The organism is Corynebacterium stercoris, from assembly GCF_024160105.1.
Lineage (GTDB): Bacteria > Actinomycetota > Actinomycetes > Mycobacteriales > Mycobacteriaceae > Corynebacterium > Corynebacterium stercoris.
In genome coordinates this window covers 99,890-121,829 of sequence record NZ_JAMFTQ010000003.1, presented here as the reverse complement: position 1 = coordinate 121,829, position 21,940 = coordinate 99,890, and the positions used below count along the sequence as shown (strand labels likewise).

The following is a 21,940-nucleotide window of genomic DNA, read 5'->3' as shown; positions in this document are numbered from 1 at the left end:
ACCCGTTTGCTGGGAGTCGTCGTAAAGCGAAAAGTGTATTGCCTGTGCACTACGCTGATGGTGTCGTAATCCTCTCTCCCAGAAAGCCTGTGAATATGAAGCGTTCCCGCACCCTTCTTGCTGCGCTCGGTGCCACTGCCATCCTGGCTAACCCGATGCAGGCCGTCGCCGCCGTGCCCACCACCCCGACTCAGGGCGATGCGATTCTTCTCGACGGGGGTCTGACCTGCACCATCGGTTACAACGACGCCGCGAAGGGCGTGAGCTACACCGCCGCGCACTGCGGCAAGGACGGCGCGCGCGTGAGCCTGGTTGACCGCAGCGTCCCAGGCGCCACCTACGGTGTCAACCTGTCCCAGCCGATGGGCACGCTGCGCCACTCCAAGAACTTCGACGGGATGTGGAGCAATGACATCGCCACCATCGAGTGGGACAAGGGCGTGAAGCTGGGCGGCAACCCGTACTCCGGCGACACCGTGCTCAAGGTCTCCAGCATGAAGCGGGGCGACAAGGTTTGCTACCACGGCGAAACCTCCCACACCGGCACGAAGAACACCAGCTGCGGCACGTTCTTCGCCGCGACGGATGAGCATTTCACCATGCGCAGTACCGCACCCTCCCGTGCGGGCGACTCGGGTGGCCCGATTTTCGTTGAGGGCAAGGGCCTGGTGGGCATCATCTCCCGCGGCCCGGATGAGCTGGGCAAGGCCGGCTGGGTGCAGATCGGTCCCCTGCGCATCCCGGCGAAGGACTACATGTGGGCGACCACGCTGAATGACAGCAAGAAGCTCACCCAGGCCCAGATCGAGGCTGCGATCAAGGGCGCCGCGGGCGTGGACGAGGCTGGTGTGGTCGACGGCCTGATTGACACCGCCGGCGGCCTGAGCTCCAAGCTGGGTCTGGAGGGCTCCTCCGGTTCTTCCAGCGGTGAGACTGTGGGCAACTCCGGCAAGTCGATTGGTGAGATCGTCGCCATCGTGGTGCCGATCCTCACCGTGCTGGGTGCGATCGCCGCATTCGCGGGCAAGTTCATCCGCTTCTAACCGCACACAACATAAAAGCCCCTGTTCACCGCGGTGAGCAGGGGCTTTTCGACGTTTGTTTTAGGCCGGTGCCGGCAGGAACATCAGGATGAGGATGATGAACCAGAGCAGGTTGAAGATGCCGGCGCCGGCTGCTGCGCCGCCCTTGGCCTTCTCGAAGTTGCTGGTGACATCGGACGGGTCGGCGTCGGCCGGGTTGAGGGCGCCGAGGGAGCCCATCATCTTGCGCTGCTTCGGAATCACGAGGCCGTAGAGCAGGCCCCAGGCGATGACGGCGAGCACGATCGAGGTGTGCAGGAAGAAGTTCGTCTTGTACGTGTCCCAGTCGAACGCCAGGACCACACCGCCGAGGAGCGGCACGAGGAGGGACAGCATGCCGTAGGTGGTGGTGATGCGGTGCAGCACGGATGCGCGGCCGGTGGACTCTTCGCCGCCGGCGCGGGCCTTGGCGGCCTCGCCCGGGAACATGGACGTGGCTACCATCACGGGGCCGAGCAGCATGATCGCCGCTGCGACGTGGATGAAGATGAATACTGTGGTCATGTCCGCTTACTCTACGGCACGCGCGGGTATTCCTCGCGCGGTGTCAGGAAGCGTCGGGAAGCGAGGCCCTGGAAGCCGGCGCAGGCGCGGCGCATCGCGCGCTGGTCCGGGGCGGGCAGGGGCAGGGCGTACTGCTTGGCGACGCTCGCGAGCTGGCGCGCGTACGCACAGCGGGCGCGGCGCTCGGGCGGGAGCCACTCGGAGGGCAGCATGTCGGATTTCGCCTGGTTGGCGGCCGAGGATGTGACGATGAGGTTGGCCGGATCATTGGCGAAGGCGAGGCGCTTCTCGCGGGGCCAGGCGTAGGCACCCATGTCCCACGCGGCGGCGAGGGGGTAGAGGTGGTCCAGCTCCACATCGCCGGGGAGGATGGGCTCGCCGGTGTAGGGGTCGCGGATGGGGGCGGCATCCCAGGCAGCATACGGGATGTGGCAGGAGACGGCGGCGCCGGCCTGCTGCCAGGCGTGGGCCATGGCTGTTGTGCGGGTGTCGCAGCCGTCGGAAAGCGGGGCCCAGGTGCCGAAGGCGGCCGTTCTGTCGTAGCCGAGGACGGTGTGACGGATGGGTGGGGAGGGGACGTCGATACGCAAAAGCCCCGTCGGGAACGGGGCGATGGCGATGGTGCAGAGGGTTAGAAGTGCTAGATAGAGTCTCACACCTTAGTTAGACGCTGGGTGCGGCGCTGCGGTTCCCTCCATGGCGTCGCTGAAGGTGGCCTCGGGGTGGGCGAGGGCGTATTCGGTGACGGCGACGGCGCGGTCGAACTCGGCGGCGACACCCGGTTTGGGCTGCGTGAACAGGGAGACGGCGACCATGGCGATGGTGGCGAAGATGACACCCGGGACGATCTCGTAAATCATCGCCGAGGTGGCGGGGACGGAGCCCCAGATGAACACGGTGAGCGCGCCGACGACCATGCCCGCGATGGCGCCCGGCGCGGTGAGGCGCTTCCAGTACAGCGACGCCACGACCACCGGGCCGAATGCGGCGCCGAAGCCGGCCCACGCGAAGCCGACGAGGCCGAGGATGGTGTCGGAGGGGTTGACGGCCATGAGCATGGCCGCGATGGCGACGAGGACGACCATGGTGCGGGAGAGCACCAGCAGGGTGGTCTGGGAGGGCTTTTTGTTGAAGATGCGGTAGAGGTCCTCGATGAGCGCGGAGGAGGTGATGAGCAGCTGCGAGGACATGGTGGACATGATCGCGGCGAGCACGGCGGTGAGGATGATGCCGGCGATCAGCGGGTGGAACATCAGGCGCGCGAGGTCGAGGAAGATCGTCTCGAAGTTGGTCTGGTCGGTGACGCTGGCGGACTTCTGGGAGAAGTACACGGTGGACACGAGCGCGGTGAAGATGGCGCCGATGTAGCAAATGGCGACCCAGATCATGCCGGTGCGGCGGGCGGAGCGGGCCTCGGCGGGGGAGCGCAGCGCCATGAAGCGGGTGACGATGTGGGGCTGGCCGAAGTAGCCCAGGCCCCAGGCGAGGTTGCCGATGATGGTGGCGGCGGAGACGCCGGCGACCATGTTGAAGTAGGTGGGGTTGCCCTCCGGGTGCGGGCCGTAGGCGTTGTCGGTGGCCCAGGTGAAGATGTCGGCCGGGTTGTCCAGCGCGAACAGGGCCATGATGGGGACGATGATGAGGGCGAGGAACATGAGCCCGCCCTGCACGACGTCGGTGTAGCTCACGGCGAGGAAGCCGCCGATGAAGGTGTAGAGCACCGTGATGGAGCCGACGATGAGCATGCCCGTCAAGTAATCGCCGCCGAAGGTGGACTCGTAATAGCGGCCGCCGGAGACCATGCCGGAGGAGACGTAGAAGGTGAAGAAGAAGATGATGATCACCGCGGCGGCGAAGCGCAGGATGCGCGAGGTGTCGTGCGTGCGGTTCTCGAAGAAGCTCGGCAGCGTGATCGAGTTGTTGGCCACCTCGGTGTAGGAGCGCAGACGCGGGGCGACCCACTTCCAGTTCGCCCAGGTACCGATGAACAGGCCGATGACAATCCACAGCTCGCTCATGCCGGCGACGAACAGCGCGCCGGGCAGGCCCATGAGCAGCCAGCCGCTCATGTCGGACGCGCCCGCGGACAGTCCGGCGACGAGCGGGTTGAGGCCGCGGTCGCCGAGCACGTAGTCGTCATACTTCTTGGTTTGCAGCCACGAGTAGAAGCCGATGCCCACCATCACGCCGAAGTACAGCACGATGGCCAGCACGAGCCAGAAGTTCTCAGTCATGTCTCTCCCTTCGCACGAATGCCTAGAGCGTACTGCATGAGCATTCGCGCATATTATGCTCCCGCGCCATTGCGGCCAGGTGAGTTACCATGATTGGCATGCCTAAATACCTCCTCCACGGGCTGTGGCTGCCTGGGTCCGGCCTCAACCTGTGGGTTGAGCAGGTCGAAGGCCACCGCATCATCACCATGGAGAAGGTCCCGGCGGGCACGTTCCCGGCCGCCGTGCACACGCTCCTCGACGCATCCCGCTTCCGCCGCCGCGCCAACATTCAGCTGCAGACACCGCGCGGCAAGCAAGTCACCTTGATGGCGCCGACGGCGGCGCTGACCCCCAACGACACGATCCGTTTTCTGGCCAGCCTGGAATTCCTGGACTCCGACTCGCCGGCGGCGACGCAGGCGCAGCGCGAGGCGATCGCGCCGGACCTGTACTGGCTGATCCGCATGTACGTCGGCCTGACCCAGTTCGTGAAGGCGGGCCGGGTGAGCATCCACGTGCCCAAGCGGGAAAACCAGTTCTTCGCCCAGTGGCAGCTGGGCACCGGCGTGGCCGAGCGCGGCTGGCTGGCGGAGATGCTCGCCGCCGCGCCGGGCGTGCTCGTGGCCAACAACGGCGGCTTGAGCGAGGATATGGCGACGACGCTGACGCACTGGATTGCGTCGGCACGCTTGCGCTCCGCAGGAGTGCTGGACGTGGAGCGCACGCACGCGCTGCACGACTTCGTGAACTCCCTGATCATGGGCGCGCCGCTGCGCCGCGGCGACGTGGCGCTGGCGCGCCGGGTGGGGCAGTGGAACGGCTCCATTACCGCGGTGAACCTGCAGCTGGTGTTCATCGTGGCGGAGCCCGCGGACGCGATCGGGGCGAACAAGAGCACGGTGTGGCCGGTGCGGGTGCAGGTGCGCTCGGGCACGGATTCGCCGCGCCCGGTGAGGCAGTACGACTTCGACGGCCAGACGGCGCAGCGGCTGCGCTCCGAGCTCACGCGCGCGATCTCGGTGACCGATCTGGTCAACCCGGTGATGCACCCCAAGCCCGCGGCGGTGCCCGAAAGCCCCGAGGACGGCGACTGGGACATCTACCTCACGTTGGAGGAGATCGGGGACTTTGTCACCAACGAGGCCTCGCGCCTGCGCTCCGCCGGGTTCACGGTCATGCTGCCGCGCGCGTGGGCGAAGGCGGAGACGAGATCCAAGCTCACGGTGTCCCGCCCGGCGAACCCGTACGACTCCTCGACGGTGACGCGCCTGGGCTTCGACACGCTGATGCAGTACGACTGGCACATCTCCGTCGGCGGCGTCGAGCTCACGGACGAGGAGATGGCCGAGCTGGTCAACTCCAAATCCGGGCTGGTGCAGCTGCGGGGCAAGTGGGTGCTGGCGGACAAGGCGGAGATCACCCGCACCGCCAAATACATGCAGCGCCTGCGCAGCGCGGAGGAGTCCGAGGGCGAGGTCACGGCGGCGGAGCTGCGTCAGCTCGCGCTCGAGGCGGCGGGCGAGGACGAGGCGATCGAGTTCGCCGGTTCCACTTGGTTCACCTCGCTCGTCGGCGGCACCGACCGGCCGGCCCCGGAGCGCGTGAGCGTGCCGACGACCGTCCAAGCCCACCTCCGCGACTACCAGCGCCGCGGCGTGGACTGGCTCTACTTCATGTCCCGCAACAACCTCGGCGCGATCCTCGCCGACGACATGGGCCTGGGCAAGACCCTGCAGCTGCTCACGCTGCTCGCGGTCGAGGCGGAGACCGGCACTCGCCAGGGCCCCACGCTCGTCGTCGCACCGACGTCGGTGGTGGGCAACTGGGCGCGCGAGGCCGGCAGGTTCGTCCCCGGCATGCGCGTGGTGGTCCACCACGGCACCCGCCGCCTCCACGGGCAGGAGCTTATCGACGCCTGCTCGGAGGCCGACCTCGTGGTCACCTCCTACGGCGTTGCGAACCGGGATGTGAAGGACCTGGCCCAAGTGCAGTGGGATCACGTGGTCCTCGATGAGGCGCAGGCGATCAAGAACGCGGGAACACGGTCGTCGAAAAGCGTGCGTGCCCTGCCGGCGCGCCACCGCATCGCGCTGACCGGCACCCCGATCGAGAACAAGCTGGCGGAGCTGCGCAACCTGCTCGATTTCGTGAACCCGGGAATGCTGGGTTCGCAGACGTTTTTCCGAAACCATTTCGCGAAGGCGATCGAGTCCGGGCGCGACGAGGCGCTGGCAGACGAGATGGGGCAGCGGCTGCAGCGGCTTACCGCGCCGTTCATCCTGCGCAGGTTGAAGACGGACCCCGCGATTATCGACGATCTCCCGGACAAAGCCGAGCACGTGATCAGCGTCGACATGACTGCGGAGCAGGCCGCGCTGTACACGGCGCTCGTGGACGCGATGCAGCGCGAACTCAGTGAGCGCGAGGGCATGGCGCGAAAGGGCCTGGTGCTCTCGACGATCACGCGCATCAAGCAGATTTGCAACCACCCGGCGCACTTCTTGGGCGACGGCTCGCCGGTGACGGTGAACGGGGTGCACCGCTCCGGCAAGGTGGAGCGGCTGGTGGAGATCCTGGACCAGGCGCAGGCGAGCGGGCAGCGCGTGCTGGTGTTCACGCAGTACAAGGCGTTCGGCGACATCCTGCAGCCGTATTTGTCGACGTATTTGGGCGAGGACATCCCGTTCCTGCACGGCGGCGTGGGCAAGTCCGGGCGCGACGCGATGGTGGAGCGCTTCCAGGCGCTCGACGGCCCACGCGCGATGCTGCTCAGCCTCAAGGCCGGCGGCACGGGCTTGAACCTCACCGCAGCGTCGGTGGTGGTTCACATGGACCGCTGGTGGAACCCGGCGGTGGAGAACCAGGCGACGGACCGCGCGTACCGCATCGGCCAGGAGCGCGACGTGACTGTGTACAAGATGATCACGCGCGGCACCATGGAGGAATCCATCCAGGATGTCCTCGACGGCAAAATGCAGCTTGCGGGCGTGGTCGGCGAGGGAGAGGGCTGGATCACGGAACTGGACACCGAGGATCTCGCCCGTTTGATCAGCTTCAGGGGGCAGCATGGCTAAGGGCGTGCGCGGATCAGACGACAACGTCATCTACGCGAACTTCGGGGCGAAGCGGCGCGTGTACACCGCCGAGGAGACGGGTGCGCCGCAGCTGGAGCAGGCGGCGGCCAGCATGTCGCCTGCGGCGATGCGGCTGCTCAACGCGGCGCTGCGCCAGACGGACGCGGGACGCGCCAAACGCGGCCACCAGTACGCCGCCAACGGGCACGTGCTGGACGTGCGCTACCGCACCGGCCGCGTCGACGCGAAGGTGGCGGGCAGCCAGAACGAGCCTTTCGACGTGACCATCCTCCTGCCGCCGCGTGGGAACCGGGAACTGCAGCAGGCCGTCAACGACCTGGCCGCCGCGCCGGGCGCGCAGGGCAGGGCAGAGCGCGGCGACTTCCCCGACGCATTCTTAGACGTGATGCTGGCCAAGAAGGGCACGGAGGTGCATTTCATCTGCGACTGCCCGGATTCCGCGGCGGTGTGCAAGCACGGGGTGGCGCTGGCCGAGGTAGCGGCGGGCGGCATCGACACCCAGCCGCTGCTCGTTTTCGCCCTGCGGGGCATGAGCGCGAACATCGTCGAGGAGCTGCTGCGCCGCGGCGCCCACAACCTGGCGCAGTCGAATGCGGAGGCCGGCTCGCCCTACTTCTGGGCGGGGCGCGAGCTGCCGGCGCTTCCCAACCCGAAAGTCGCCCCGATGATCGACGATTCCGATCTCCAGCTCCTGCGCGCCGCCATGGGGTCCGTGAGCTTCACCAACATCGACCAGATGTTCGCAGTTTCCGACATTGAAAAGCTCTACGACATGCTCGTCGACGGGGAGTAGGTGAGCTTTTTACTCTGGCTCCGGTGGGGTTGCTGGGGTAGCGTGGAAGTAAACGTCGTTAATGCACGCAAAGGAGGTTTCCAGTTGAAAACCACATCAACCGGAGAGCGGCTGCTCGATGCCTTCACGGAGATACGGCGCCACGTTGCGGCACGCGGGCAGATGCTGAGCGAGGACGAAGCGATGCGTGTGGCGCTTGAAGAAATAACTCTCGCTCGAGACGAAGGGCAAGTGCACTCGCAAGAGCGAGCGGTGTAGAAACAAGGGGGCTACTCGGGGTGGGGGTTGAAGAGGGGCGGCTGGTAAGGATGGAGACCATGGCGCACGCTGTCACCTTCATCCACACCTCCGACCTGCAGATCGGCATGACCCGCAGTTTCCTGCCCGCCGAAGCGCAATCGCGTTTCGACGATTCCCGCCTCCGCGCGGTTGAGAAACTCGGCGCTTTGGCCACGGAGCACGGCGCCGAGTTCATCGTCGTCGCGGGCGATGTGTTCGAGCACAACGCGCTGGAGCGCGCCACGCTCGGCCGCGCGCTTGAGGCGCTTCGCAAGCTGCCCGTGCCGGTGTACCTGCTGCCCGGCAACCACGACCCGCTGGTGGCGGACTCCATCTTCGCTTCGACGGAGGGCATCGAGGGCGTGACCGTGCTGGGTTCCTCCGAACCGATCCAGGTGCGAGAGGGCGTGGAGATCGTGGCGGCGCCGCTGATGACGAAGTACCCCTCCGAGGACCTCTGCGCCCGCGCGATCCGCGACCTTAAGCCGAGCGAAAACATCCGCATCCTGGTCGGCCACGGCCAGGTGGAGGGCTATGGCAAGGAAGAGACCGCGGCGCTGATCAACCTGCCGTGCCTGGAGGCGGCGCTTGATAACGGCACCATTGACTACGTCGCGCTCGGCGACACGCACTCGTCCCAGTCGCTGGGGGTATCGGGGCGCGTCTGGTTCTCGGGCTCGCCGGAGACGACGGATTTTCTGGAGCGCGAATCCGGCGGCGGTGAGGCGGATTCGGGCAATGCTCTGGTAGTAGGCGTCGAAAAGCAAGGGCTCTCGTCGGATGTGCGGGTGGAGAAGGCGCCGACCGGGGCGTGGGCGTTCGAGGCGCGCGCGTGGGAGGTCGCGGACGCGGCGGACGTTGAGCAGCTCATCGCCGACCTGCGCGAGTACCCGAACAAGGACCGCACCGTGGTGAAGTACGCCATCACCGGCACGCTGGGGCTGGAGGCGAACGCGACGCTGCAGCGCGAGCTCGCCGCGCTGGAGCCGGTGTTCGCGGCGCTGTACGAGCGCGAGCGCCTCGCCGACCTGCGCCTGGCGCCCAGCGACGAGGAGCTGGAAAACGTGCCGCTTTCCGGCTACGCGCGCGAGGCGATGCACGAACTTGTGCAGCGCTCCGCAACTGGTGCCGATCCCGCCGCGCGCGACGCGGTGAACCTGCTGTTCCGCTTGTCGACGGAGGTCTAACCCATGCGCATCCATTCCTTGAACGTTGCGAATTTCCGCGGCATCGAGCACCTGGAACTGAGCGATCTGCCCGAGACTGGCGTGGTGGTGATCCACGGCTGCAACGAGGCGGGCAAGTCGAGTGTGCTCGACGCGCTCGACCTGGTGCTGCGCGAGCGCTCCACCTCGAAGAAGAAAGAGGTGAAAGCGTGCGCGCCGGTGGGGCGCGACGTCGCCCCCGAGGTGACACTTGCGGCCACGGTGGGGGAGTACGACTTCACCATTCGCAAGCGGTGGCTGAAAAGCCCGCAGTCTGAGCTGACGATCACCGCGCCGCGGCCCCGCAAACTCACCGGCCGCGAGGCCGACGACGAGCTGGAGCGCATCCTCGAAACCTCCATGGACCGCGACCTCGCTGCCACCCTATTTCTGCGCCAGGGCCAGCTGGATCCGGGGATCGCGGCGGCGGGAATCCCCTCCATCAGCAAGGCCCTCGAGGCAGCCGCGGGGGACGGCGCGGGCGCCGAGGACACCGAACTCATGGCCGCGGTGGAGAAAGAGTACGCTCGCTACTGGACACCGGGTGCCGCGCCCAAGGCCGGGTACAAGGAGCTGTTTCACGCGGTGGACGCGGCACGCGAGGACCGCGACCGGCTGAAAACCCAGGTGGCGGAGCTGGCGCGCTATGTGGACGAGCACGCCCGCCAGGTGGAGCAGGTCGCCGCCGCCGAGGCCGAGCTGCCCCAGGCCCGCGAGGAGGCCGCGGCGCGCGCCGCGGAGGCCGCCGAGGCCGCGCAGCTGCTCCAGCGCGCCGAGTCAGCGGGGGAGCAGCTCGCCCGCGAGCTGGTGACCTTGCAGCGCGCGGAACAAGACATCGCCGCGCGCGAGACCGTGCGCGAGCGCGCCACGGAGCTTGAGCGCCAGGCAGGCGAGCTGCAAGGGCGCGTGGCACCCGCGCGCGAGGCGGCGGCCGCGGAGGAGACGAAAGCCGCGGAGCTCACTACTGCCCGCGACACCGCAAAAGAGGCCGTGGCCACCGCCCGCGAGGAGGCCCGCCGCGCCGGGCGGGTGCGCGAACTGGTGCGCGTGCGCCGCACGCTTGCGAGCGCCACCGAGCAGCTCCGCCGCGCGGAAGAGGCCGATGCGGAGGTAACCGAGCTGACGGCGGCCGCGCCCGAGCGGCCGGTGAGCGACAAGGACGTGCGCGCCCTCGAAGCGGCCGAGACTGAGGTGGCGCTGCGCCGCACGCTGCTCGACGCCGCCGCCGCGCGCCTTGAGGTCGCCGGCCCAGACGGGGCTTTCGTGCGTGTCGACGGCGCCGAGGTAGCCCTCGACGCGGGGAAGGCCTCAGTGCCTGTCGTGGACGGGACTGAGCTGGCGCTCGGCGATTTCACGGTGGTGTTCAGGCCCTCGCGCGCGGACCGTGGCGGCCAGGATGCCGCCGAGGCGCTCACCAAAGCCGAGCGGGAGCTGCAGGAACTGTTGGAGGCCGTGCGCTGCGCGAGTGTTGCCGAGGCCCGCACCCAGCGCGACCTGCACGCCGAACACGCCGCCGCACTTACCGCGGCGCGCCGCCGCCGGGACGACCTGCTCAGCGGCAAGGACGTGGCGATGATGCGCGCCGAGGTGGCCGCACTCACCGCCCGCGTAGCGGAACTGGCTGAGGCCGCCCCGGGTGTAGATGGGGTGGACGAGGCGGCGGCTGAAGCAAACGTCGATACGCAGGAAGTTGCGCTGAGCAACGCCGAGCGCGAGCTGGAGCAGGCCGAGGCCGCGCTGCGCCCCTACCTCGAGCGTCCCGCGGCGGCCGAGCTCGCGCGCGTGGACGTGCTCGCCGAGGCGAAGGACGCGGAGCTCGCTGCCGCGCGCGCCGAGCTGGCCAAGGCCGAGGAGGCGCAGCCGGGCGACGCGCTCAAGGCTGCGCTGGAGGCGGCGCGCGCTGCGGTGGCGGAGGCGAAGCAGGAGGCGGACGCGCTCGCGGAGGCGGCGCGCGCCGCGCACCCTGAGATTGCGGACGGCCTGGCGCAGGGTGCGGCGAACCGGGTGGCGAGCCTGGAGCAGCGCCACGCGGATGCGCGCAGCAAGATTACGGAGCTTGCCGGGCGCATCGAGATCGCCGCTGGCGTGGCTGAGCGTGCCGACCGTGCCGAGGCCGCGTTGGAGAAGGCGAAGTCCGAGCTCGAGCGCACCACGCGGCGCGCCGAGGCGGCGAAGCTGTTGTACGAGACGATGCGCACCCACCGCGACGCAGCGCGCGCGAAATACGCCGCCCCGTTCAACCAGGCGCTGCGCAAGCACGCGCGGGTGCTCTACGGCCCGAGTGTGGACTTCACCTTTGGCGACGCGTTGGACATCACCGAGCGCACTGTGGACGGCACGCCGATTCCGCTGGCGGAACTCTCCGGCGGCACGAAGGAGCAGCTGGCAATTCTCGCGCGGTTCGCAATCGCGGACGTTGTGAGCGCCAGCGGTGATACCGCGCCCGTGCCGGTGGTGGTGGACGATGCCCTCGGCGCCACGGATCCGGAGCGCTTGCGGCGCATGAACGTGCTGTTCGGGGACGTGGGCAAGCGCGCGCAGGTGTTGGTGTTCACGTGCTTCCCGCAACGCTTCGATATGGTCGATGCAGCGCAGCGCGTGGCCATCGACGATTTGAAGCTCCCGCGGGGGTAGCGGGGGCGAAGTTAGGCAACCCTGAAGAAGTGCTTATTGACGGGACGTGTCAATAAGCGCCTGCCCGGTGTTATATTCTCCGCATGGCAAACACGGCACACTGGCTGACCGACGAAGAGCAGGAGCTTTGGCGGCTCATGATCACTGCGGCGGGCAAGATCTCCCGCACCATCGACGACGCGCTGCAGACCACCTCGAATCTCAGCAGCTCCGAGTTCGCTGTTTTGGTCGTGCTCTCCGAAGGCGAGGATCGGGAGTGCCGCCTCCGCGACCTGTGCACCGCGCTCTCGTGGGACCGCTCCCGCGCCTCCCACCTCGTCTCCCGCATGGAGCGCCGCGGGTTGGTGACGAAGGGCCCGTGCCCGGATGACGCGCGCGGCGTGCTGGTCACCCTTACCGACGAAGGCATGGAGCGCATCGTCGACGCCGCTCCCGACCACGTCGAGGTTGTGCGCCGCCTGGTGTTCGACGGCCTCGAGCTGGTCAACGTCGACGACGTGAAGCGGCTCCTGAACAACATCCTCGAGACGGACGTCTCCGACCTTCTGGCGAAGAACGACGAGACCGACGACGAGGTTGAGGCCGGAAAATCAGGGTGCGTATCGGGGTAAACCCCGTTGCCGTGATCCGTATTACTGCGGACAATGGGGAGTGAAAGCTAAACAAACCCCATTGAAAGGTGAACCACCATGAGCACCCCGTACCCCGCTCCGCAGCCCGAGAAGAAGCTCACCCGCTCCATGACCGACAAGAAGATTGCCGGTGTCTGCGGCGGCATCGCCAACTACCTCGGTGTGGACTCCACGCTGGTCCGCATCGTCTTCGTCATCCTCGCCCTCGGCGGTGTCCTGCCGGGCGTGCTGGCATACGGCATTTCCTGGTTGATCATGCCGGCGGAGTTCTAGGACTTCGCTTTCCGACGACACAAACGCGGCGACCATGTACCGGTCGCCGCGTTTGTTGTTTTTGGGGTCTGAGCACCCCAGTTGGAGTGGCTACTGCTTGATGCCGGATGCCTCGATCTCGATCTCGACCTTCTCGCTGACCAGCATACCGCCAGAGTTCAGCGGGGCCTGGAAGTCGATGCCGAACTCGGTGCGGTTGATGGTGGTGCGAGCCTCGAAGCCGATGCGGGTGTTGCCGAACGGGTCCTCCTCGACACCGAAGGTCTCGACATCGAAGGTGACCGGCTTGGTGGTCTCCTTGATGGTGAGGTCGCCGGTGACGGTGCCGTTACCTGCAGCGTCGACATCGAAGCCGGTGGCGTTGAAGGTCATCTCCGGGTACTGCTCGACGGCGAAGAAGTCCTCGCCGCGCACGTGGGCATCGCGGTCCTCATTGCGGGTATCGATGCTGGCGGTGCGGACGGTGCCGGATGCGGAGCTCTCGGCCGGGTTCTCGGCGATGGTCAGCGTTGCGTCGAAGTCGGAGAACTCGCCACGGACCTTGGTCACCATTGCGTGGCGGACGATAAAGCCGATGGAAGTGTGGGCCGGATCGATGGTGTAGGTGCCGGTCAGGTTGGACATGGGATTCCTCTCGTTACTTGTTGACATGCCACATACGTGCGGCGGCACCGATGCTAGTGCTGGTTCAAAGCTGCGTCAACAAAATCGCCGAGCGAAAATATGTGCTGTTGTCGCAACTTTGCCGGAATCTCTGCCATTGCTGCTACTTCCACTGCTCTCTTGAGCAGCACACACAGCTGCAGCGCTACCCGGAACTTGACTAGTTCAGTGCTCACTGTATAGTTCAGCACATGCTGACTATTGCTTCGCGTCTCGACGTGATGAACCGCCTGGGTCGTGCACTGGCCGACCCCACTCGATCCCGGATCATCTTGACCCTGCTCGACCATCCCGCTTATCCGGCGGAACTGGCTCGAGCTCTGGACCTGACACGCCCGAATGTGTCCAACCACCTGGCATGCCTGCGCGATTGCGGGATCGTCGTCTCCGAGCCCGAGGGTCGTCGGACACGATATGAGATCGCCGATCCGCACCTGGCGCAGGCGCTGACGACACTGGTCGATGTCACCCTGGCAGTAGACGAAGACGCCCCGTGCATGGATCCTGCCTGCACGCTTCCCGGATGCGACGTAGCTGGGGAGAGCGCGTAATGCTCACCACGGTCTTGCAGGCGATAGGCCTGTTCGCAGCTACCAACATCGACGACATCATCGTGCTCTCCCTCTTCTTCGCGCGAGGGGCAGGCCAGAGCGGCACCACCGCCCGTATTCTGGCCGGCCAGTACCTCGGATTTGCCGGCATCCTCGTCGCCGCGATCCTTGTGACCATCGGCGCCGGAGCATTTCTGCCCCCGGCAGCCATTCCATACTTTGGTCTCATCCCTCTGGGCATCGGCCTCTGGGCCGCATGGGAGGCCTGGCGCGGAGACGATGACGACGATGACGACGAGGCCAAGGTTTCCGGCAAGAAGGTCGGCGTAGGGACAGTCGCAGGCGTCACTTTTGCCAATGGCGGCGACAACATCGGTGTCTACACCCCTGTCTTCCTCAGCGTGGAACCTCTCGCAGTAGTCGCCTACTGCGTTATCTTCCTCGCGCTCGTTGCGGTCTTGGTGGCCCTGGCAAAATTCGTCGCCACCCGCCCCCCGATCGCGGAAGTGCTCGAACGCTTTGAGAACATCCTCTTTCCCATCGTTCTCATCGGCCTCGGCATCGTGATCCTCGTCAGCGGCGGAGCTTTCGGGCTCTGACGTAGCGACAGTGTTCCAAACGGCCTCGACCGGGCGCACCCCTCTCGGTTTAGGCCCCAACAACTACCCGCAGCCAGTCCTGCGTGATCGCAGCAACAAGACCGCCATAGAGCGCTGCAAAAACCGCGCCACCAGTTGAACGAGGCCACAGCTTCTGAGTGCACGCGCCCCTACTGGTTTGCCACGGGTTTAGTGGAGGGTGGGAATTTGGGAAAGGAACCCTACATATGCCCTCGAAGTACACCCCTGAGTTGAAGCAGCGCACCATCGAATTGGTGCTGCACGGGCAAGCTCACCCTCACACGTCTCGCGGTGCGATATCCTGCATCGCCGGCGAGCTCGGAATGAGTACGGAAACTCTTCCGCGGCTGGGCCCGCGCTCATAAACAATCCGGCGCGACAACCCGAGCAGGAACGCAGTATTACGACCCCGGCCCTCACGGCACTAAGCGAGGAGGTAATGTTGGCGCTTTTCCCAGGTTATGGTTATGGGACGAAGCTCTAGATAGATTTTTCCCCATACCGCACCTTCCCTGTCTAGCAGTACCCGTTATCATTCGAAGCGTGAACCCACTGCCAAAGCTTGACGGGAGAACGTTGCACCCTCTCGATGCTGCTATCGGCATGACTGCGCGTTCCGAAGAGTTTTCTGCTGCCTACGTAGCCCAGGTTTGCGCCCAGGATGGGTTCCAGTTCATCACGCACCGCCAGGACTATCAGGCAATTGACGGGGACATCGTCTTTCGAGAGACTAACCTGCGTGTGCAGCTGAAAAGCACAACTCAGGAGAAATATTGGAAGGACAATTTCTCGTTCCCTCTCTACAAGGAGTGGCTTGAGAAATGGGCCGTGTCGAAAATCCCAGTAATTCTGGTTCTGGTGGTTATCAACTCGCCGGACGGGATATGGGCAAACCATGATAACGACTTGCTGAGTTTCCCTGTCCGCGGGTATTGGACCCGGGTCGATGACTTCGCGAAGAACAACCTGTATATGGAAGCCCAGTCCAAAGTCGTGAGTTTGGGTACGGAAGATCGCGTGACATCTCATTCCATTCGTGACTGGCACGATGTCGCTATGAGCGCTTTTGGGGGAGGTGTTTAAGCCATGAGCTTCACATTTGAGCGTTCCAACCTTATGGAATGGCTGGCCCAACATGAGTGGTCCGCTGTTTCCCGGGGTGAACTTGGCGAGTTGTGGTCTCGTAAAGGTCAGCCAGAAACCCAAGTGGCAGTACCAAAGTCATTTGACGATGATCCCGGGGCACTTGAAGCGACTGTCGAGCGCTTGGCGTATTGGGAACAGCTGAGTCCTGACATTCTGCGACGCAGTCTACTGCTATGGAATGTGGATGTCAGCGAGTTTCGCTCCAACGTCGGAACCGATACCGACTTCGGTGTATCCGCGGCCCAGCTTAAGGTTGTTAACGACCTGCTCTCTGGGGCAGACCGGATCTGGCGAGCTGTCGCGCATACCGCAATAAAGCAAACGGCTCAGGTTGGAAACTTGTCTGCCGCTGATGAGGTTCGCTACGAATCAGTCATGGCGGGCTTCACGGAGAAAGGTTCCTATAAACTCCCAGTGTACGTCAAGCTGGGCAAACCTACTGTTGACAACGCACTGCCTGTGATAGTTCCGGACGAAAAGCGCGTGATGACGTCTTCCCTAGCCAAGGCGCTTCAGGCAGTCAACGAGTTCGTTATCAAACCACCGACGTTCAACCTCCAAGACGACGACCTACGCGAAATGGTCAATCAAGGCGTAAGCAGAGAACTCATCGTAGGAATCGCTGAAATTCTTTCTGAAGGCTCCAATGATGCAACAACCGAGTTCGAGTGGGCTCCTTCCCACAGTCAAACCGTCGGTGCGAACAGCCTCCCACGTCACTTTGAGTTCTCCGCGTCCTGCCACGACTTGCTCACTGAGACAGCCAATCGACTGACAGTGCAAATTGAACCGGAAAAGAACACATTTGTTGGCAAGCTTCTCGGTGTAGAAAAAGAAGCTCTGGACTCCGACTTGTACCAAATCACACTAGCGGTTCCGAAGAATAGTGAACGGCTCAACCCGGATGCCGAGATGAACTACAAGCTTCAGGTGTCCGTGTCGGAGCAGAACTACGACTTGCGACAGATTTTCAACTGGCTGGAGCAGAAGACCACGGTAAGGGTTCGCGGGGTAGTCAATCGAAATACCACGCCCCGGCACATGGAAAGTCCGGAGAGCTTCGCTCCGATGGGGATTCAAAGCTCGACGGACGACGAACTCAACTCCTGACGCAGACTCGCGAAACGAATCACGCAGCGAAAACGCTACGTGGTGTCGAGGCCCCTTAGTGGATCGAACCGTCCTGTCATCCCCCATCGAATCGCTTACCGCCCCGAGACCCGCTACGAGGTCCGGGGCGATAACCTGCCGGAGCACACAAGTTAGAGCCTCGGCATCCGCTCCGTCACCGAACCGGCAACCAAGTCGGCCCACGAGTCGGAAGAGGCAATGTCGTCCTCGTAGGCAATGAGGTAGCCCCAGGTCTGGTCCTCGTATTCAGGCATGCCAACGAGTTGGCGCACCACGCGCTCGGCGGCTGCACGCTTGACCTGGACCCGCTCGTCGTCTCGGCCGCGGTTCTCTTTCGCTTCGACAATCCAGTGGGTGCCTTCCTTGTCGAAAACAACGAAGTCGGGCACGTATGAGTTGTGCGGTGTGTAGGCCACCCTTGCGCCTTCGTGGGCGTAGATACGTTTCCACCACACGACATTCGGGTCAAGGTCGAGCAAAGCCGCCAGGCGGTATTCACCGGTAAACGAGTCGAAGCGGGCCGCCTCGAACAACCCCTTCTTCCAGGTGCCGTAGAACTCGGCGTCGCTAAAGCCTGCCTTACTCGCGCTCTTCGCTTGCCGGTCAAGCAGTTGCAGCACCTTCTTGTCGAGCTCCAAAACGAACGAGTCGTCAATGGGCAAAGTAACCGGGTGGATAGTCACCGTCGTTCCGGTCTGGGCGTGCGCCTTTTTGGACTCTTCGACCACGAGTTCTTGAAGGTGCCGGGCCGCAGACTCCTTGGCTTTCTCCGTCCATTGGTCAATCTTGGCTGCGTCCATAAAGGCCGGCACAATACGGCGCTTGAGTTGGCTCGTATTTTCTGCCGTTGCGGCAACCGCTCCGGAACCCATCACGCGGCGGATAAGTTCCGCAGCGACTTGGGAGGGAGTCTGCTTGAAACTCGGAACTGCAATGCGTTCGTCGTTGTCGAGTTCGATTTTGTTTCCCTCGTCTGCGACACCAATCTTGGTGCGGGCCAAGTATTCGTTGGTGTCGGTGACTTTGCGTGCTTGCTCGATCACGGCAGCGTTTGTGATGTCAACCAGTTCAAACTGCTTCTTCGTCTTCGTCATTGTCGAGGACGGGAAGTCGAAGGTGGTGCCAGCGAACTCTTTGTTGACGTTGACAACGACCGGTGTGAACACCTCAACGCCCTTTGTAATGTCGTCTTCGTCGGTGAGTGCTCGCGTGCCCACGGTCCGGCCGCCTGGGGCAACAGTCACTTCGTCAGAGGTAAACGTGCCCTCGCCAGCTTGTACCGCCGTGCTGCCAGTCTCGCCGGTGGCAGTGGAGGTACCACCGGCGGTGCCGGTGCCAGGACTTACTTGCGGTGGGTTGGTCGTTCCAGGTGGGGTGATGATTTCTGTGCCGTCGCCGTCTCGCACCGCGTCTTCGATACCGAACTGATTGAGCACGTTCTCCGATTCCAGGAGTTTGACGAAGGACTCGTGCGACAAGATGTCTAGTTCGTCAATGGCAGGAACGCCGGTCAGCGCTCCGAACGGCAGGCGAAGGCCTCGGCCCATGACCTGCTGGGTCAGCACCTCCGAGCCCATTGTGCGCAAAGTACACATCACGGCAATGCGTTTTGTGTCCCAACCCTCGCGCAGCTTGTTGACCGAGACGATAACCCGAACCGGAGAGTGGTCCGTGTCGAGGTAACGAAGGAAGGACTGAGTGGTGCTGTCGTTGTGCTCGTTGTCCACTTGGAGCACCGCCAGCGGGTCGCCCACGAAGCCGGGACCGCGAAGTCGCTCGGCAACCTCGGTGGCGTGAGGCACGCCGGAGCAGACCACGAACAGCAGTGGCTTGGTCTGCTTGCCGTTCGGGTGCGCGGCCCTGTAGTTCGCGTACGCCTCCTCCTTGGCAGCGAGCAACGACAATGCGTCTTGGAGTTGGCGGTCTTCCGAGTCGTAGCCCGAGTCGCGGTAGACCAGCACCGGTTGTTTGACGTAGCCGTCTTGGATGGCACGCCATAGCGGGTAGCGGTAGACAATGTCGTCGCCCTCGTCCGGTGAAGCTGTAAGACCCACAGTCACGGCCGGCTTCAGCGCGGTCAGCGACTTTCTAAACGTCTTTGCGGTGGTACCGAACAAGTGGGACTCGTCGGCAATGATGACCAAGTCTTCCGTGTCAATGAGACGTTGCGCGAGCGCTCCGGAGTCCTCCTGGAATTTCCAAGTTCTGCGGCGAGCCGCTTCGTCGCCAGTTGCGACATTCTTGCCGCCCTCCTTCGGAGGGAAGAGCTGGTGGACGTTGAAAACGTAGAGTGTCGAGGCACCTTCGCCCACAAACAGGTCAGCCGCTGCGTCGTTGACCCTGAGATTCGACACGTCACCCGGAGTGACAAGCCGGGGCGGCACGTCGAAGCCGCCGATGTAGCGGTGAGAGCCTTGCGTGAAGTCGAGGACGGTCTTGTCCTGCACGACTTTCGTCGGTGTGACCACCATGACGTTCGAGTGGCCTTGGCGCCGTAAGTACTCGATAAACGCAGCCATGACGTAGGTCTTGCCGGCGCCCGTTGCGAGGTTGAGCACCAGTGGTTCTAAAGCATCGTAGTTGCCCTCTTCGATTCGCTTCACCAACTCGGTGAGCGTTTCGGCGTTCGGTGCGCGGAGGTCGAACTTGGCGGTTAACTCTGCAACGAGGTTCTCGTCAAAGGAGAGGTTCAATCTCTGTGTCATGGTTACTTCTCCTCATCTGCAACGTCGGAGTACGGGAAGATGTCGAGCGGGACGTGAACAACGCGCGAGCCGTTCCTGAATGACCGGACATGCTCGCGGGCGGCGTCGTCGACCACGGTCGCGGCGAACAGGACGGAGTGGCCGGTTGGAAGGTGGGCCATGACCTCGTCGACCTTCTCTTGGTCGAGGACGCCTTCGACGACGACTAGATGCTCGCGGCCGCGTTTGCCGTCAAAATGCAGGTCGTTCGGGGTGAGTGCAAATCGAAGTTGCGCGGCTACAGAACGCACGAGTAGGTCGCCGGTGGCTTCCTCCGTCAGGGTGGTGAGTGCTACCTCGGGGTCGTAGTCGTAGCAGGCCGGCTCAAGGTGCGCGACAGAGAAGCCTCCGCCGCCTCGCCAGTTGACCACGCCCTTGATCGGCTTGGTCTTGGTCATGGCCTTGAGTTGCTTGACCGCGGGGTTCTTCTTCAGTTCGTCGTTGTCCTTGATGGCCTTGTTGAGCAGTGAGGTGAACTGTTGAGCTTCTTCCGGGGTGAGTCCCTCGGGCAAGCCGTCCTCGGTAGCGTCGGCCCGCTCTTCCTTCTGGAGCGTGATACCACCCTGGTCTTCGCCGTTTACGACCTTCTCCAAGCGCGGGCGGGTAAAGCGGTCAAAGGTGTCCTCTACGAGTTCGCACGTGACCCAGCGGCGGCCCATTTTCTGGGCTACCGCGGCGGTGGTTCCCGAACCGGCGAACACGTCGAGGACAATGTCGCCGGGGTTCGTGGCGATGTGGATGATGCGTTCGAGGAGGCGTTCGGGTTTCGGGGTGGCGAAGGCTGTGGTGCCGGGGAAAAGCGCCTTGATTTCAGACTTTGCAGCGCGGTTGTGTCCAACGGCCTCGTTCCTCCACCAAGTACGTGGCGGTTGACCTTCTGTCGGAGGATATGCCTTAAAACCAAAAGACTTCTCGGTTACGAAGAACTCCGGCCAGTTGCCTTGCTTGATTCGGTCATAAGCACTCGTCGCTCGCTTATCTGGGTCTTTCTCGACGAGGACGTAGTCGGGAACATCTTTTCGTAGTTTTTCAATCGGAATGCCGGACTCTATGCTACGGCGCTGCAAATCGGGTTCTACTGCTACGTACTTTCCGAACTCGTTTAGCGCAGTAAGGTGCCTATCCGTTCCAATAGCCCAGCAACGCCCCTTAGCTGGGTAAACTATCTCACCAGTAATCGGGTGCTGAATCCCATAGACGCTAGGGTGTTGTCGTGACTTAAGCGCTGCGGGCGCGGTTCTGTTATCCGAAAACCAAATTCCGCGTTCGTCCCCGTCTGGGTTGGAAAACCGTGCGTTGTCTGTTGCTGTACGCTCCATTCGATGAAAAGAAGTGTCTTGCGACTTTCCGTACACCAAAATCACATCATGGTCCGCAGAGAAACCAGTTGAATCGTTCCTGGCGGAGTCCGCCTTTTGCCAAACAACCTCGGCCGCGAAGTTGGCGCTCCCAAACACCTCATCAAGCAGCACTCTCATCCTATGGTTTTCCACGTCATCCAGGTGAACCCAGATCGAGCCGTCCTCGCTTATCAAGTCCCGTAGATGCAGCAGCCGGTCTCGCATCATGGTGAGCCAGACGGAGTGCTCTAGGTTGTCCTCGTAGTTCGCGAAGGTCTGAGCGGTGTTGAACGGCGGGTCAATGTAAACGCACTTGACCTTCCCAACGTACTTCTCAGACCACTCCGGCACGCGGGTGAGCGCCTCCAGTACGTCTCCGGACTCGCCCAGAATAAGCAGGTTGTCTGTTTGCGGCTCTAGGTCTGCCCGCTCGGAGTAGGTGGTGCCTTCCTCCCTCTCCGCCCTCGTCCCGGTGACCGTTTCGTCAACCGTTAAGACCCTCGTTTCGCAGTACCGCGGGTCCCGGGGGTCAACCCAGGTGTAGCCGTAACGGCCCTGCTCAGTGGGAATGAGCGCCTTGTCTTTGTTTGTCCAGGTCAGTTCAAGACGTTGCTGTCTGCCCACTTGTGTCTCCTTGGCATTATTCGCGAGTGGTTTCGTCGTCTAACAGGGTAGCCGGGGGCGCGTCATGGGCCAGAGAAAATGGGCTATTGGGGCGAACCTGCTTTCGAATCTCGCACCACCGCAGCTTTTCGGCACCCGACCCTTAAAGGGGACGTTTGGCCACGACTCGGGTGTTCGGCGCCGAGGGCTGCAAGGAGTCTGCACTTTCCCACACTCGAACAAAGCCGGCGTGATGTGTGACGCCCCGAGGCGAGATACGACCAAGCCGGCTTGCGGCTTCACCTACCGTTGATGAAGCCCAATATGACAATGGTGTCCCCGACAGGATTCGAACCTGCGACCTTCGGTACCGGAAACCGATGCTCTAATCCACTGAGCTACGAAGACGCGCTGGCCTCGGGCCGCCAT

The 21,940-nt window shown here is 63.8% G+C and carries 17 protein-coding genes and 1 tRNA gene; 11 read left to right on the top strand and 7 right to left on the bottom strand.

Features of this window, described 5'->3' with window-relative positions:
* The first annotated feature begins 95 nt into the window (after positions 1–95).
* Positions 96–1,043, top strand: a complete 948-nt coding sequence (locus M5J20_RS04045; protein ID WP_253576582.1) for a trypsin-like serine protease — start codon at positions 96–98, stop codon at positions 1,041–1,043.
* Positions 1,044–1,103: 60 nt separating this feature from the next.
* On the opposite strand, the gene M5J20_RS04040 is transcribed toward M5J20_RS04045, so the two are convergent.
* From M5J20_RS04040 to putP, 3 genes are read right to left on the bottom strand one after another with little or no spacing between them, the layout of a single operon-like run.
* Entirely contained in the window at positions 1,104–1,586 is a 483-nt protein-coding gene (locus M5J20_RS04040) for a DUF2269 domain-containing protein (RefSeq protein ID WP_253576580.1), read from the bottom strand.
* An 11-nt stretch (positions 1,587–1,597) separates the two neighbouring features.
* Positions 1,598–2,242, bottom strand: coding sequence for an HNH endonuclease family protein (locus tag M5J20_RS04035; protein ID WP_253576578.1), 645 nt, complete (start codon positions 2,240–2,242; stop codon positions 1,598–1,600).
* A gap of 3 nt (positions 2,243–2,245) precedes the next feature.
* On the bottom strand, positions 2,246–3,820 hold the full coding sequence (gene putP / locus M5J20_RS04030) for a sodium/proline symporter PutP (RefSeq protein ID WP_253576576.1): 1,575 nt from the start codon (positions 3,818–3,820) through the stop codon (positions 2,246–2,248).
* A gap of 98 nt (positions 3,821–3,918) precedes the next feature.
* Here putP and M5J20_RS04025 point away from each other — a divergent pair, with 98 nt between their 5' ends.
* From M5J20_RS04025 to M5J20_RS04000, 6 genes are all read left to right on the top strand, one after another.
* The gene (locus tag M5J20_RS04025; protein ID WP_253576574.1) at positions 3,919–6,876 is read left to right on the top strand and encodes a DEAD/DEAH box helicase; all 2,958 of its coding nucleotides are present in this window, start codon (positions 3,919–3,921) and stop codon (positions 6,874–6,876) included.
* Positions 6,869–7,690, top strand: coding sequence for an SWIM zinc finger family protein (locus tag M5J20_RS04020; RefSeq protein ID WP_253576572.1), 822 nt, complete (start codon positions 6,869–6,871; stop codon positions 7,688–7,690). The genes M5J20_RS04025 and M5J20_RS04020 overlap by 8 nt, the downstream gene beginning before the upstream one ends.
* 308 nt (positions 7,691–7,998) lie before the next feature.
* On the top strand, positions 7,999–9,156 hold the full coding sequence (locus M5J20_RS04015; protein ID WP_253576942.1) for a metallophosphoesterase family protein: 1,158 nt from the start codon (positions 7,999–8,001) through the stop codon (positions 9,154–9,156).
* 3 nt (positions 9,157–9,159) lie between these two features.
* A complete protein-coding gene (locus M5J20_RS04010; RefSeq protein ID WP_253576569.1) occupies positions 9,160–11,808 on the top strand; it encodes an AAA family ATPase in 2,649 nt (882 codons plus the stop codon).
* An 83-nt stretch (positions 11,809–11,891) separates the two neighbouring features.
* On the top strand, positions 11,892–12,419 hold the full coding sequence (locus M5J20_RS04005; RefSeq protein ID WP_253576568.1) for a MarR family winged helix-turn-helix transcriptional regulator: 528 nt from the start codon (positions 11,892–11,894) through the stop codon (positions 12,417–12,419).
* A 78-nt stretch (positions 12,420–12,497) separates the two neighbouring features.
* Entirely contained in the window at positions 12,498–12,713 is a 216-nt protein-coding gene (locus M5J20_RS04000; RefSeq protein ID WP_253576566.1) for a PspC domain-containing protein, read from the top strand.
* Between the two features lie 90 nt (positions 12,714–12,803).
* Here the strand turns inward: M5J20_RS04000 and M5J20_RS03995 are convergent, their stop codons facing one another.
* Positions 12,804–13,337 (bottom strand): YceI family protein, encoded by a 534-nt coding sequence (locus M5J20_RS03995; RefSeq protein WP_253576564.1) that lies wholly within the window; start codon positions 13,335–13,337, stop codon positions 12,804–12,806.
* Between the two features lie 230 nt (positions 13,338–13,567).
* Between M5J20_RS03995 and cmtR the strand changes: the two genes are divergently transcribed.
* From cmtR to M5J20_RS03975, 4 genes are all read left to right on the top strand, one after another.
* The gene (gene cmtR / locus M5J20_RS03990; protein WP_253576562.1) at positions 13,568–13,927 is read left to right on the top strand and encodes a Cd(II)/Pb(II)-sensing metalloregulatory transcriptional regulator CmtR; all 360 of its coding nucleotides are present in this window, start codon (positions 13,568–13,570) and stop codon (positions 13,925–13,927) included.
* The gene (locus tag M5J20_RS03985) at positions 13,927–14,526 is read left to right on the top strand and encodes a cadmium resistance transporter (RefSeq protein WP_253576560.1); all 600 of its coding nucleotides are present in this window, start codon (positions 13,927–13,929) and stop codon (positions 14,524–14,526) included. Before cmtR ends, M5J20_RS03985 begins: the two co-directional genes overlap by 1 nt.
* Before the next feature lie 564 nt (positions 14,527–15,090).
* A complete protein-coding gene (locus tag M5J20_RS03980; RefSeq protein ID WP_253576558.1) occupies positions 15,091–15,630 on the top strand; it encodes a DUF4365 domain-containing protein in 540 nt (179 codons plus the stop codon).
* Between the two features lie 3 nt (positions 15,631–15,633).
* Positions 15,634–16,803 (top strand): hypothetical protein, encoded by a 1,170-nt coding sequence (locus M5J20_RS03975; protein WP_253576556.1) that lies wholly within the window; start codon positions 15,634–15,636, stop codon positions 16,801–16,803.
* A 152-nt stretch (positions 16,804–16,955) separates the two neighbouring features.
* Here the strand turns inward: M5J20_RS03975 and M5J20_RS03970 are convergent, their stop codons facing one another.
* The 3 genes from M5J20_RS03970 to M5J20_RS03960 form a co-directional block, all read right to left on the bottom strand.
* Complete coding sequence (locus M5J20_RS03970; protein WP_253576554.1) at positions 16,956–19,529, bottom strand: DEAD/DEAH box helicase; 2,574 nt, start codon at positions 19,527–19,529, stop codon at positions 16,956–16,958.
* A gap of 2 nt (positions 19,530–19,531) precedes the next feature.
* Positions 19,532–21,532: a site-specific DNA-methyltransferase gene (locus M5J20_RS03965; RefSeq protein WP_253576552.1), complete on the bottom strand. Its 2,001-nt coding sequence runs from the start codon at positions 21,530–21,532 to the stop codon at positions 19,532–19,534.
* A gap of 310 nt (positions 21,533–21,842) precedes the next feature.
* Positions 21,843–21,919: transfer RNA gene (locus M5J20_RS03960), tRNA-Arg, on the bottom strand.
* Positions 21,920–21,940: the final 21 nt, after the last annotated feature.

Bases quoted from the DNA above. Each gene is read 5' to 3' on its own strand.
- M5J20_RS04045 (WP_253576582.1), top strand. From the start codon at position 96: ATGAAGCGTTCCCGCACCCTTCTTGCTGCGCTCGGTGCCACTGCCATC.
- M5J20_RS04040 (WP_253576580.1), bottom strand. From the start codon at position 1,586: ATGACCACAGTATTCATCTTCATCCACGTCGCAGCGGCGATCATGCTG.
- putP (WP_253576576.1), bottom strand. From the start codon at position 3,820: ATGACTGAGAACTTCTGGCTCGTGCTGGCCATCGTGCTGTACTTCGGC.
- M5J20_RS04025 (WP_253576574.1), top strand. From the start codon at position 3,919: ATGCCTAAATACCTCCTCCACGGGCTGTGGCTGCCTGGGTCCGGCCTC.
- M5J20_RS04020 (WP_253576572.1), top strand. From the start codon at position 6,869: ATGGCTAAGGGCGTGCGCGGATCAGACGACAACGTCATCTACGCGAAC.
- M5J20_RS04015 (WP_253576942.1), top strand. From the start codon at position 7,999: ATGGAGACCATGGCGCACGCTGTCACCTTCATCCACACCTCCGACCTG.
- M5J20_RS04010 (WP_253576569.1), top strand. From the start codon at position 9,160: ATGCGCATCCATTCCTTGAACGTTGCGAATTTCCGCGGCATCGAGCAC.
- M5J20_RS04005 (WP_253576568.1), top strand. From the start codon at position 11,892: ATGGCAAACACGGCACACTGGCTGACCGACGAAGAGCAGGAGCTTTGG.
- M5J20_RS04000 (WP_253576566.1), top strand. From the start codon at position 12,498: ATGAGCACCCCGTACCCCGCTCCGCAGCCCGAGAAGAAGCTCACCCGC.
- M5J20_RS03995 (WP_253576564.1), bottom strand. From the start codon at position 13,337: ATGTCCAACCTGACCGGCACCTACACCATCGATCCGGCCCACACTTCC.
- cmtR (WP_253576562.1), top strand. From the start codon at position 13,568: ATGCTGACTATTGCTTCGCGTCTCGACGTGATGAACCGCCTGGGTCGT.
- M5J20_RS03985 (WP_253576560.1), top strand. From the start codon at position 13,927: ATGCTCACCACGGTCTTGCAGGCGATAGGCCTGTTCGCAGCTACCAAC.
- M5J20_RS03975 (WP_253576556.1), top strand. From the start codon at position 15,634: ATGAGCTTCACATTTGAGCGTTCCAACCTTATGGAATGGCTGGCCCAA.
- M5J20_RS03970 (WP_253576554.1), bottom strand. From the start codon at position 19,529: ATGACACAGAGATTGAACCTCTCCTTTGACGAGAACCTCGTTGCAGAG.